The 12,773-nt window shown below is 62.7% G+C and carries 10 protein-coding genes and 1 pseudogene; 7 read left to right on the forward strand and 4 right to left on the reverse strand.

The window, feature by feature from the left end; genetic code table 11:
- Positions 1 to 14: 14 nt before the first annotated feature.
- A complete protein-coding gene (gene eccE, locus W823_RS55565; RefSeq protein ID WP_023963315.1) occupies positions 15 to 1,607 on the reverse strand; it encodes a type VII secretion protein EccE in 1,593 nt (530 codons plus the stop codon).
- A gap of 198 nt (positions 1,608 to 1,805) precedes the next feature.
- Between eccE and eccB the strand changes: the two genes are divergently transcribed.
- Positions 1,806 to 3,269 (forward strand): type VII secretion protein EccB, encoded by a 1,464-nt coding sequence (eccB, locus tag W823_RS55570; protein ID WP_023963316.1) that lies wholly within the window; start codon positions 1,806 to 1,808, stop codon positions 3,267 to 3,269.
- Between the two features lie 56 nt (positions 3,270 to 3,325).
- Here the strand turns inward: eccB and W823_RS0131095 are convergent, their stop codons facing one another.
- The gene (locus W823_RS0131095) at positions 3,326 to 4,057 is read right to left on the reverse strand and encodes a TetR/AcrR family transcriptional regulator (RefSeq protein WP_023963317.1); all 732 of its coding nucleotides are present in this window, start codon (positions 4,055 to 4,057) and stop codon (positions 3,326 to 3,328) included.
- Between the two features lie 94 nt (positions 4,058 to 4,151).
- On the opposite strand from W823_RS0131095, the gene W823_RS55575 reads away from it, so the two are divergent.
- The 5 genes and pseudogenes from W823_RS55575 (at position 4,152) to nrdF (ending at position 9,135) form a co-directional block, all read left to right on the forward strand.
- Entirely contained in the window at positions 4,152 to 4,727 is a 576-nt protein-coding gene (locus W823_RS55575) for an NADPH-dependent FMN reductase (RefSeq protein ID WP_023963318.1), read from the forward strand.
- Between the two features lie 363 nt (positions 4,728 to 5,090).
- Complete coding sequence (locus W823_RS55580) at positions 5,091 to 5,342, forward strand: redoxin NrdH (protein WP_023963319.1); 252 nt, start codon at positions 5,091 to 5,093, stop codon at positions 5,340 to 5,342.
- Between the two features lie 59 nt (positions 5,343 to 5,401).
- The gene (gene nrdI, locus W823_RS55585; protein WP_023963320.1) at positions 5,402 to 5,902 is read left to right on the forward strand and encodes a class Ib ribonucleoside-diphosphate reductase assembly flavoprotein NrdI; all 501 of its coding nucleotides are present in this window, start codon (positions 5,402 to 5,404) and stop codon (positions 5,900 to 5,902) included.
- Positions 5,878 to 8,066 (forward strand): annotated as a pseudogene (gene nrdE, locus W823_RS55590) (class 1b ribonucleoside-diphosphate reductase subunit alpha). The gene nrdI and the pseudogene nrdE overlap by 25 nt, the downstream one beginning before the upstream one ends.
- A 64-nt stretch (positions 8,067 to 8,130) precedes the next feature.
- Positions 8,131 to 9,135 (forward strand): class 1b ribonucleoside-diphosphate reductase subunit beta, encoded by a 1,005-nt coding sequence (gene nrdF / locus W823_RS55595; RefSeq protein WP_023963321.1) that lies wholly within the window; start codon positions 8,131 to 8,133, stop codon positions 9,133 to 9,135.
- Between the two features lie 82 nt (positions 9,136 to 9,217).
- Here nrdF and W823_RS55600 read toward each other — a convergent pair whose 3' ends face one another.
- A complete protein-coding gene (locus tag W823_RS55600) occupies positions 9,218 to 9,706 on the reverse strand; it encodes a carbonic anhydrase (protein ID WP_023963322.1) in 489 nt (162 codons plus the stop codon).
- A 118-nt stretch (positions 9,707 to 9,824) separates the two neighbouring features.
- Entirely contained in the window at positions 9,825 to 10,805 is a 981-nt protein-coding gene (locus W823_RS55605) for an ABC transporter substrate-binding protein (protein WP_023963323.1), read from the reverse strand.
- A 267-nt stretch (positions 10,806 to 11,072) separates the two neighbouring features.
- Between W823_RS55605 and ctaD the strand changes: the two genes are divergently transcribed.
- The coding region (gene ctaD, locus W823_RS55610; protein ID WP_023963324.1) for a cytochrome c oxidase subunit I at positions 11,073 to 12,773 on the forward strand (1,701 nt) is incomplete at its 3' end.

Genomic DNA, 12,773 nt, shown 5'->3' on the forward strand with positions numbered 1-12,773 from the left:
TCCGGTTCGAGCGGTCAGACTCTTGAAGGAACCGGCAGCGTACTGCCGATGAACGCCATCTCGTCCGGCGTCGCGACCATCGTCACCATTGCGCTGCCGGTGGGTGTGGCAACCCAGATGTCTTGAGGTGCGGCTTCATTCTGTTCCAGCCGGACGTCGGCCGGCTCACCCGGTGAGCCGGGAGGGATTACGGTGATCACTGTCGGAGCGTCGACGGGCGCCGGTGCCACGCCATGAAAGACCGCCACGGTGTATTGACCCTGGGGGTTTCGCCCTCCTGCGAGTGCGAGGAGACCCGGGTCCCCGACGGCGGTGACAAATTGTTGCCAGACGGCGCCATGATCGGTGTAGACGAGGGCTCGAGCGCCGACTGCGATGGCGCGCAACAACACCTGCTGAGCCAGGTGTAGGCCGCCGGCGATCGACACCCGGTGCGCAGGACCACCCAGCAGGTCGACCGCAACGGCCCGGCCTGCGTGGTCCGCCCCGATGAGCTGACCGCAGCCCGTTGCCGACAGGGTCACATCGGACAGGGATTCGAACGGCACCGTCTGCCTACCGATCGGGGGTAGTTCGGCGGCAGCCCCCACCGGCAGACTTGCCGCGAGCGCTGTGCGCTGACGGCCGGGCAACTCGATCAACCCGGTGATCGCCGAATGATCAAGGGACGCAGAGTTAAACCGGACGAGCGTCCGCATCGCGACATCGCCCGGACCTGCCGGCGACAATCGCATCGTCACCGTCGTGGAGATCGACGGAACGGCCCATACCGCGTCGAGGACCTCGTCGAGGTGGTCGGGATCGACCGCATACGTACACATGCGCAACCGATCGGAGGTCACCGCGTCCCAGTCTTCGCGCACCTGACCGGTGTCGGCGCCGTGAGCGAGGTGGCCGGTCGCGGCGGTGATCTGCGCCGCCGTGAGAATGCTGGCCGACAAACCCTGTTCCGCAAGCCGGTTGGCTACCCGGCGGGTCGCGATCATCGCGGTGCGTAGAGCGCCTTCGGAACCACCACCCCGACGTGCGACGGCGTCGGGACAGTGCGACGGGTCCAGCCGCAGCACAACAAGCACCGACCGATATGCGGTGGCAGGCAACGGGCCCAGCGTGCGCCGGTAGACCTGGGACACCGGCCCGGTGCCATGAGTGCGTATCCCGTGACTGATCACGTCCACCGACTCCAGGCGGATGTCGAACTGGCGAACGCATTCGGCGAGGGCAGCCAGGGGGATCGGCGGAAGGCCGCGACAACCGCTGGGGTCGAGGAAACTCAAGGTGGGTGGGGGAGTGTCGATGCGCACCACCGTGACCAGCGCCGTTCCGTCCCAACGTGCACCGATCGCATTCGATCCGGATACGGGTATGTCGAACGGTGCCTGATCCGGTTTCGAACCGTCCGACTCCGCTGCACCGCTGAGCCTTCTGCGCCACAGGCCCAGTCGCAAACCGGTCCGCTCCGCCAGCGACATACGGCCCGGCAGCGCGACAAGCGTCGCGGACAACGCGATTGCCGCCACGATCCCTGCCCACCAGAGACCGCCCACGTCGCGAGACAGCACCAACGCCCCAGCGATCAGAACTTCGATCGCGACCACTACCTTCATGATCCCCCCAAGAATCATCAGCACCGCATGTCATGGCCGAGCCCCGCTCGCATCCCCCCGGTTGCGATACGTCTATTGCAAGTCTGGTCGAGCTCCGCTGCGCTACGTCTCCGTCACTCTGGTCGAGCTCCGCTGCGCTGCGTCTCCGCCGGCCCAATGGTGCTATACGCTACACGCCGGGGGAGATGGGGGGACGGCATGCCGGCTCAATTGACGACGAAGGCTCAGGTCAACGGATACCGCTTTTTACTGCGCAGACTCGAGCATGCGCTGATCCGTCGGGACGTGCGGATGTTGCACGACCCGATGCGGTCGCAGCTGCGGTCGCTCATGGTCGGATTGGTGCTCGCGATACTGGTGCTCGCCGGCTTCGGGGTATACGGGTTGATCAAACCGCAAGGCTCCGTTGGTAAGTCGCAGATCATCATCAGCAAGAAGGCCGGCGCGATGTATGTGGTCCTGGACGGCCGTCTGCATCCTGTCCTCAATCTCGCGTCGGCACGTTTGATCACCGGCAGCGACGAGTCCCCGAAGTCGGTCGGCGAGAAGAAGTTGACGGGATACGCCCGCGGCCCGCTTCTCGGAATTCCCGGAGCGCCCGCGGCGCTGCCCGGCCCCGCCGACACGAAACGTTCGAACTGGGTTGTCTGCGACACGACGTCGGCCGGTCAGGTCACCACCACCGTGCAAGGCGTGGCCCCCGTACTCGGCGAACAGATCCGTTCGGCCGACGGAGCCGACGGGCCCGGGGACGAGGCCGTTCTCGTCTCCTCCGCGGGGCAGGTCCACCTGATCGGTGCCGGGCGCCGATCGCGCGTCGACACCGAGAGCGTGCCGGTACGCCGAGCTCTCGATCTCGACCACGCCGAGGTGCGCGAGGTCAGCCCGGGGGTCCTCAATGCCTTCCCGGAGACCGATCCCATTGCGGCGCCCGACATTTCGAATCAGGGTGCCCCTTCGGCTCTCGGCCGGGACACCCCCGTCGGATCGGTGTTCAAGGTGACAGCACTGTCGGGAGAAGCGACGTTTTATGTGGCGTTGGCGCAAGGAGTGCAGCGGATCGGTGAGGTCGCCGCTGAGATCATCCGGCAGGCCGATCGATCGGGTGCCGACACTGTGCCGACACTCAATCCCGGTGCTCTGACAGGGGTGGAGACGGTCAGCATTCTCCCCACAGACGACTTTCCGGCGGCGCCGCCACGATTCGCGGACGCCGCGGCCGACCCTGTCGTATGTGCGGCCTGGTCACGGTCGGTGGACGACCACGAGGCGTCGCTACGGACACTGCTCGGTTCCGTTCTGCCGCTGAGGCCACGCGACAAGCCGGTTCCGCTCAGCGGCGCCGACGGTCCCGGCCCGGGTCTCGACGCGGCGTTCGTCACCCCCGGGCGCGGACACTACATCCAGGCGACGGGATCAGAACCCGACAGCACGCGAGCCGAATCCCTTTTCTACGTCAACGATTCGGGGGTTCGTTTCGGCGTCCCCGATGCTGCGACCGCCGATGTCATCGGACTCGGACGCGATCCGCTTCCGGCCCCATGGTCGGTGATCTCACTGCTCGCCGTCGGGCCGACTCTGAACCAATACGACGCACTGGTGTCCCACGACGGCATCGCACCGGATCTGGCCGGCGCGCAGTTCAAACCACCCGGCAACTAGACGGATCGATTCGGGACGTCCTCGATGTGTGCAGCGACCTCAGCGTCGCGGCGGTGTCACGCCCGCACGAGTTCTTCCCAGCGGTCAGCGATCTGACCGAGGGACATGTGGTCGTTGTGGAGCATGTGATGGATGGCCGGCGCCTCCAGTGGTGCCAGCACCGCAATGCACATGAGTTCGAGATTGCCGCGAAAGCCCATCTGTGTGAGCAGCATTCGCGTGTGGGTGACCACAACGGTCCGGGTGGGATGGCTGAACCGCTGCGGTCCGGTGTCCTCGGCTTCGAGCAATACATCGAGGTGTGCCGCTGCCGTCGTCAGGCGGGCGCGGCCGAATGCGATCAGTCGGTCCAATGGGTCGACCTTCTGGCCCGGGTCCCCGGGGCCGAGTGGTGCCGGGCCGGTGAGGAAGGCTTGTTGCAACTGCTTCTCGGAGTGGTTGAGCAGCGCGAGCATCAGGCCCGACCGGTTCCCGAATCGGCGAAAGACGGTGCCTTTGCCTACGCCCGCCTCGCGTGCGACCGCGTCCATGGTGACCGCCGACGCGCCGCACGATTCGATGAGGCGGGTCGCGGCCTCCATCAGCAGCTGACGGTTGCGAGCGGCATCGGCCCGTTCCGGCTCCTGGTCTTCGACGAGGGGGATTGCGGCAGGATGGCGTTCGGTCAGCGAGAGGGGAAGAGGCGGTCGAGGTGTGGTGTGGGCATCGATCAACGGCAGCTCGGCGCGCGTCGCGCTGGACTGCTCGGAGTTCGCCCCGGGTGCCGGGTGCCGTGCGGGCTTTGACACACCTTGACTGTAACGCCTGCTGCGGTGACGGAATTATTCGGACCATGGTCCGGTTGAGTCGATCGTAGGTCGAATCAATCGTGGAGGAAGAGCAGTGACAAACGAGAACAAAACGGAATCGACGAAGATCGTGGTGCTGGTCGGAAGCCTGCGACGCGAGTCGGTGAATCGCGAGCTGGCGCGCGTGGCCGCGGAGAACGCGCCGGCCGACGTCGCGGTGGACGTGTACTCGGGTCTGGAACTGTTGCCGTTCTACAACGAGGACCTCGACATCGAACCGGTTGATGCCGAGGTTGCCAGAGTGCGCCGGACCGTGGGAGAGGCCGACGCCGTACTGATCGTCACCCCTGAGTACAACGGCACCATTCCGGCGGTGCTCAAGAACGCAATCGACTGGCTGTCACGTCCGTACGGCGCCGGCGCCCTCACCGGTAAGCCGGTCGGAGTGCTGGGCGCAGCGCTCGCGCAGTTCGGCGGGAAGTGGTCACACGACGACACCAGCCGGTCGGTGGGTATCGCGGGAGGCCGGGTGGTCGAGGACGTCGAACTGCACCTCACCATCGGCAAGCTGGACGGCAAGCCGGTGGCCGAAGTGCCCGAGGTGGTCGATCAGCTGCGGCGCGCTGTCACCGTGCTGGTCGATGCCGTCGACGCCGCCGTCGCCGCCTGAGGGCGGGGTCGCACAGCCGACAACACCTCTGACGGACCGCCGTGGCGAGATCGATCGACTCGCCGCGGCGGTCCGTTGGTGTTCGGCGCGACATGTGATGAACGACACGCCGAGACACGCCAGATGCAGATTTTTTCGGAGCCCCCGACCTGGGACTTTCGTGAATGTGATTCGCAACGTGTTGTGTCGCTCCCGAATGTCAGACACTAGGTGTAGTGTTTGGAACACTGAACGGCACGACGGGGTTGACTATTATGTACAGCACTGACAGGCCGGCCAGATCGAGATACGAAAGACACGATTTGCTGCTCGAGACTCATTTTCGGCAGCGATAACCGGTCCGCACACAGGGAGTTCTGGGATATGACTACTTCGGCCACCGCAACGATCACCGTCTATACCAAGCCTGCTTGCGTGCAGTGCAACGCCACCTACAAGGCGCTCGACAAGAACGGTCTCGACTACGAGGTCGTCGACATCACCGAGGATTCCGAGGCCCGGGACTACGTGATGGCCCTCGGTTACCTGCAGGCGCCCGTGGTGGTCGCCGGCGACAGCCACTGGTCAGGATTCCGTCCGGATCGCATCAAGGGGCTCGTCGCAGCCGCAGCCTGATCCACGTCGTCTCATCATCTTCTAGCTCTACCGTCAGCACCATCGCGGAGGTCGGGACATTGGGGAAGATTCCCGTACATTCCGCGGAGGCAGAATCCGATGGCCCCCCGCTGATCGTGTACTTCTCGAGCGTCTCGGAGAACACACACCGATTCGTCGAGAAGCTCGGTCTCCGGGCGGTCCGGATCCCCCTGTTCGACCCCGAGGGCACGTTCGTCGTCGATGAGCCCTACGTCTTGATCTGCCCCACCTATGGGGGTGGGAAGGCGTCAGGAGAGCCCGGCGGATTCGTTCCCAAGCAGGTCATCAAGTTTCTGAACAACAAACACAACCGTTCGCTGATCACCGCGGTCATCGCGGCAGGGAATACCAATTTCGGTGAAGAGTTCTGCCTCGCAGGCAACATCATCTCGAACAAATGCCAGGTGCCGTACCTGTACCGGTTCGAGCTGATGGGCGACGCCGAAGACGTAGAGCGAGTCCGCACCGGCCTCCATCAATTCACACTCGATCAAATCGCACAGGAGCCAGCACAGTGTCGCCAACCGCAACCGCAGTAGAGACCTCGGCAAGCAAGTCAGGCGCACATGCCGACCCGTCGGGGCACAACCCGGGTGAGATGGACTACCACTCGCTCAACGCGATGCTGAACCTGTACGACGCAGACGGCAAGATCCAGTTCGAGAAGGACCGCGAAGCGGCCAACCAGTACTTCCTGCAGCACGTCAACCAGAACACCGTCTTCTTCCACAACCTGGATGAGAAGCTCAAGTACCTCGTCGAGGAAAACTATTACGAGCCAGAGGTTTTAGCGAAGTACGACCGCGAGTTCGTCAAAGGGCTCTTCGATCACGCCTACAGCAAGAAGTTCCGGTTCCCGACCTTCTTGGGCGCGTTCAAGTACTACACCTCGTACACGCTGAAGACGTTCGACGGTAAGCGTTACCTCGAGCGGTTCGAGGATCGAGTGTCGATGGTGGCGTTGACCCTCGCCGACGGTGACACCGCGCTGGCCCGTCACCTTGTGGACGAGATCATCGAAGGTCGTTTCCAGCCGGCAACCCCCACCTTCCTCAACTCTGGCAAGAAGCAGCGCGGCGAACCGGTGTCGTGCTTCCTGCTCCGCATCGAAGACAACATGGAATCGATCGGGCGCTCGATCAACTCGGCACTGCAGCTCTCCAAGCGCGGCGGCGGAGTGGCCTTGCTGCTGAGCAACATTCGCGAGCACGGTGCGCCGATCAAGAAGATCGAGAACCAGAGCTCGGGTGTCATCCCCATCATGAAGCTGCTCGAGGACTCGTTCAGCTACGCCAATCAGCTCGGTGCCCGGCAGGGTGCGGGCGCGGTGTACCTGCATGCGCACCATCCCGACATCTACCGCTTCCTCGACACCAAGCGCGAGAACGCGGACGAGAAGATCCGCATCAAGACGCTGTCGCTGGGTGTGGTGATCCCTGACATCACCTTCGAGCTGGCCAAGCGCAACGACGACATGTACCTGTTCAGCCCGTACGACGTGCAGCGCATCTACGGTGTGCCGTTCGCTGACATCAACGTCAGCGAGAAGTACCACGAGATGGTCGAAGACCGTCGTATTCGCAAGACCAAGATCAAGGCACGTGAGTTCTTCCAGACGCTGGCCGAGCTACAGTTCGAATCGGGCTACCCGTACATCATGTTCGAGGACACGGTGAACCGCGCCAACCCGATCGACGGCAAGATCACCCACTCCAACCTGTGCTCGGAGATCCTGCAGGTCTCCACGGCCTCGGAGTTCAACGACGACCTGTCCTACGCCAACATCGGCAAGGACATCTCGTGCAACCTGGCTCGCTGAACATCGCCAAGACGATGGATTCGCCCGACATCGCGCACACCATCGAGACCGCGATCCGCGGGCTCACGGCCGTGTCGGATCAGACCGCGATCACGTCGGTGCCCTCGATCCAGAAGGGCAACAACGAATCACACGCCATCGGCCTCGGGCAGATGAACCTGCACGGCTACCTGGCGCGGGAGCGGGTCTACTACGGATCGCCCGAAGGTATCGACTTCACGAACATCTACTTCTACACCGTGCTCTTCTACGCGCTGCGCGCATCGAACCGCATCGCCAAGGAGCGCGGTAAGGCGTTCGGTGGATTCGAGCGGTCGAAGTACGCGACCGGCGAGTTCTTCGACAAGTACACCGACCGCACCTGGGCGCCGGAGACCGACAAGGTCCGAGAGATGTTCGGGCAGGCCGGGATCGCGATCCCCACGCAGGACGACTGGCGTGAGCTGAAGGCGTCCGTGCAGGAGCACGGCATCTACAACCAGAACCTGCAGGCCGTTCCGCCGACGGGTTCGATCAGCTACATCAACCATTCGACCAGCTCGATCCACCCGGTCGCCGCCAAGGTGGAGATCCGCAAAGAGGGCAAGATCGGGCGCGTCTACTACCCGGCCCCCTATATGGACAACGACAACCTGGACTACTACCAGGACGCGTACGAGATCGGCTACGAGAAGATCATCGACACCTATGCCGCAGCCACCCAGCACGTGGACCAGGGGCTGAGTCTCACGTTGTTCTTCAAGGACACCGCGACCACTCGCGACGTGAACAAGGCGCAGATCTACGCATGGCGCAAGGGAATCAAGACGCTGTATTACATCCGGTTGCGTCAGATGGCTCTCGAGGGCACCGAGGTGGAGGGTTGCGTCTCCTGCATGCTGTAGTAGCTGTCTCGATGTGTTTGGCAGACAACAACTTTCATGATGAAGAACTCGTAAGCGAGGAACGATGACGTCCACTCAGAGCCATTCGCCGGCCGACGGAGCACCGATCAAACTGGTCAGCCGGGTCTCGGCGATCAACTGGAACCGGGTTCCCGACGAGAAAGATGCCGAGGTGTGGGACCGCCTCACCGGCAACTTCTGGCTACCGGAAAAGGTGCCGGTGTCCAACGACATCCCGTCGTGGGGCACCCTCACCGAGGTCGAGAAGCAGCTCACCATGCGGGTTTTCACCGGTCTGACGCTCCTCGACACCATCCAGGGCACCGTCGGCGCCGTCAGCCTGATCCCGGACGCCACCACCCCTCACGAGGAAGCGGTGCTCACCAACATCGCATTCATGGAGTCGGTGCACGCCAAGAGCTACAGCTCGATCTTCTCTACTCTGTGCTCCACCAAGGACATCGACGAGGCATTCCGTTGGTCCGAGGAGAACGAGTACGTGCAGACCAAGGCACGCATTGTCATGGACTACTACCGGGGCGACGATCCGCTCAAGCGCAAGGTGGCGTCGACGCTCCTCGAGTCGTTCCTGTTCTACAGCGGGTTCTACCTGCCGATGTACTGGTCGTCGCGAGCCAAGCTGACCAACACCGCCGACCTCATCCGGCTGATCATCCGCGACGAGGCCGTGCACGGTTACTACATCGGATACAAGTATCAGCGTGCCCTGGAGACGCAGACGCCTGAGCGCCGGCAGGAACTCAAGGACTACACCTTCGAGCTGCTGTTCGAGCTGTACGACAACGAAACCGACTACACCGAACAGCTTTACGACGATGTGGGCCTCACCGAGGATGTCAAGAAGTTCCTGCGGTACAACGCCAACAAGGCGCTCATGAACCTGGGCTACGAGGCGATGTTCCCTCGGGACGAGACAGACGTGAACCCCGCCATCCTGTCGGCCCTGTCACCGAACGCGGACGAGAACCACGACTTCTTCTCCGGCTCGGGCAGCTCGTACGTCATCGGCAAGGCCGTCAACACCGAAGACGAAGACTGGGAGTTCTGACCCACGCCACAATTCGCTCCACCTACGACGAAACGCTCCGGTCGCAACCGGAGCGTTTTTGTCGTAGGTGGAGCGAATCTGCTCAGCTGACCTCGTTGAGTTTTCCGGTGGCGACATCGAACACAAACCCGCGCAACGACGTCGTCTTGGTGATGAACGGGGACTTCTCGATCCGCGCCAGTGACTGCCGGACATCTTCGTCCAGGTCGCTGAACGCCTCGGCGGACCATGCCGGCTTCACGCCGACCTCGTCCTGGATGGCTCGTTTGAAGTCGTCGTCGGTGAACGTCAGCATGCCGCAGTCGGTGTGGTGGATCAGGATGATCTCGGTGGTGCCGAGCAGCCGCTGACTGATGGCGAGTGACCGGATCTCGTCGTCGGTGATCACGCCGCCGGCGTTGCGGATGACGTGTGCCTCACCGTCTTCGAGTCCGAGGATGCCGTAGACGTTGAGTCGGGCATCCATGCAAGCGACGACGGCGACGTGCTTGCTGGGTGGAAGGGGCAGGGGACCGGAGAAGTCGGCCGCGTACGCGCGGTTGTTGTCCAGGTATTCGTCGGTGACGGTCATGCACTCATGCTCATGGGTGCATCACCGCGCGGACAGAGTTGCAGCCACGATGATCCCAACTCAGTCCGGCGCGATGATCAGGCCGAATGCCTCCGTCGAACCCCGTGGGACGTGGGTGTCAAACCAGCGAGTTGCCGACGTTGAAGAGCATGACGTTCGCCGCCGACAGTCCTCCCGGGCCGAACCAGACCTCGTCCTCCACGATGCGAACGCGTCCCCAGCTCGGTGCACCCATGTCGCGCCACCGATCGCTCTCGAGGACCGAGGTGCCGTGCTCCAGCCCGGCAGGCCCATCGAATCCGACGTAGATGACATCTCCGTCGGCAATCTCGAAGTTCTTGTCGTCTATCGGCGTCGGCTCCGGCTCACGCTGACCGGGCGGACGTTGCACACCCATGTCGGTCAGGACGCTCGCGGCGAACCCGCCGGTGCCTTCCACCGTCTCGGAGTCCTTGCCGAACCGCACGAGAGAGGCCTGGTTGTATCGCGCGCCGAGTCGGTCGCCGGTCGTCTTGGCGGCGTCTTTGTAGGCCCGCAGCCGTTGATCGCCCGCGTCACCGCGGCCCACCGCCTCGGCGACCGCCGAGAACCGCTCGCGCCAGTCCTGCTCCGGATCGATCTGGACCGTTCGGACCGAGCCCACGACACCGTCAAGTGGCGATTCGCCGACCGTCAGCAGCAGGTCAGGATTGCTCGCGGCTGCCCGTGCGACGTCTGGCCGGCTCTTTTCGCCGACGGTGGGAAGATCCTGCACTGCTGTGCCCATGAACGAGGGGAGCTTGCCGCCGACGGTGGTGGATGCGACGACTTTGCCCTGTACGCCGAGCGCGCACAGAGCGTCGAGGAGGCTCGGATCCGCGACCAGGATGCGAGTGGGGTCGGGGGCGCCGGAGTCGAGCGGTGCAGGTGCCTGACATGTCTGGTTCTTGTCGCGATCGGGGTCCGCGAGATCGACCGAGGCGATGCGTGTCGTCGTCTTCACAATCGACCCTTCGCCCTCGGGGACGGACGAGTCGAGGCATCCACTCACACCTGCGCTGACCAGGGCGGCAAGCGCAAGAGTCGCCAGGGCGCGACGGCGACGGATCACTTCGCTCACAGTTCTCTTCCACTCTTCGGTTGCGGCCCGATGACGGCTGGATCCCGAACAAACTAGCACTGGTCCGCCGGGTGGAGACCGATGTCGAAAGCCGCGTTTGCCCACCCCCGGATCGACTACGACAGTTCGTAGGACCCGATCGGCTGCGGGCCGTATGAGGGTCTAGGATCAACATCAGCGCACATTCATGGCCGTCGCTCCAACGTCCTCCGCGGAACACCCTTCCGCACCTGACGCAGGCGAGAGGCCACGCAGGCAGGAGGATCAGTGACCGCGGTAGACCAGCCCACCACTCAGGTGGCTCCGGTTCGGCCTTATCCCGAGCGCACGGGTGCCAAGGGTTCGTTCATCTACAAGATGTTGACGACGACCGATCACAAGATGCTGGGCATCATGTATTTGGTTGCGTGTTTTGCGTTTTTCCTCATCGGTGGCTTGATGGCGTTGCTGATGCGTACGGAGTTGACGGCTCCTGGTCTGCAGTTCTTGTCGACTGAGCAGTACAACCAGTTGTTCACCATGCATGGCACGGTGATGTTGCTGATGTATGCGACGCCGATTGTGATCGGGTTTGCCAACGTGGTGTTGCCGTTGCAGATCGGTGCGCCCGATGTGGCGTTCCCGCGGTTGAATGCGTTCAGTTTTTGGTTGTTCGTGTTCGGTTCGACGGTGGCGATTGCCGGGTTCATCACTCCGGGTGGTGCGGCTGACTTCGGTTGGACTGCGTATACGCCGTTGACTGATGCGGTGCATTCGCCGGGTCCGGGTGCGGATATGTGGATTTTGGGTCTGGGTGTGTCGGGTCTGGGCACGATTTTGGGTGCGGTGAACATGATCACGACGGTGGTGTGTTTGCGTGCGCCGGGTATGACGATGTTCCGGATGCCGATTTTCACTTGGAACATTTTGGTGACGAGTGTGCTGATCCTGCTGGCGTTCCCGTTGTTGACGGCGGCGTTGATGGGGTTGGAGGTTGATCGGCAGTTCGGGGCGCATCTGTATGACCCGTCCAATGGTGGTGCGATTTTGTGGCAGCACTTGTTCTGGTTCTTCGGTCATCCCGAGGTGTACATCATTGCGTTGCCGTTCTTCGGGATCGTGTCGGAGATCTTCCCGGTTTTCTCTCGTAAACCGATCTTCGGCTACTCGACACTCGTCTATGCCACGTTGGCGATTGCAGCTCTGTCGGTGGCGGTGTGGGCGCATCACATGTATGCCACCGGGGCTGTGCTGTTGCCGTTCTTCTCGTTCATGACGTTCATTATCGCGGTGCCGACGGGTGTGAAGTTCTTCAACTGGATCGGGACGATGTGGAAGGGTCACATCACGTTCGAGACGCCGATGCTGTTTTCGGTGGGCTTTTTGGTGACGTTCTTGTTCGGTGGTCTGACCGGTGTGTTGCTGGCGAGCCCGCCGTTGGATTTCCACTTGTCTGACAGTTACTTCGTGGTGGCGCACTTCCATTACGTGTTGTTCGGCACGATCGTGTTCGCGACGTATGCCGGTATCTATTTCTGGTTCCCGAAGATGACTGGCCGGATGCTTGATGAGCGTTTGGGCAAGATCCACTTCTGGTTGACGATGATCGGTTTCCACACCACGTTCTTGGTGCAGCACTGGTTGGGTAACGAGGGTATGCCGCGTCGGTATGCCGATTATCTGTCCACCGATGGGTTCACCTCGTTGAACATCGTGTCGACGGTGGGTGCGTTCATTCTGGGTGCGTCGACGTTGCCGTTCTTGTGGAATGTGTTCCGTAGCTACCGGTATGGCGAGGTGGTGACGGTGGATGATCCGTGGGGCTTTGGTAACTCGTTGGAGTGGGCGACCAGTTGCCCGCCGCCGCGGCACAACTTCACCGAGTTGCCGCGGATCCGTTCGGAGCGTCCGGCGTTCGAGTTGCATTACCCGCACATGGTCGACCGGATGCGTGAAGAAGCACACGTCGGCCACGCCAGCGAAAAAGCG

Source organism: Williamsia sp. D3 (assembly GCF_000506245.1).
Taxonomy (GTDB): Bacteria; Actinomycetota; Actinomycetes; order Mycobacteriales; family Mycobacteriaceae; genus Williamsia; species Williamsia muralis.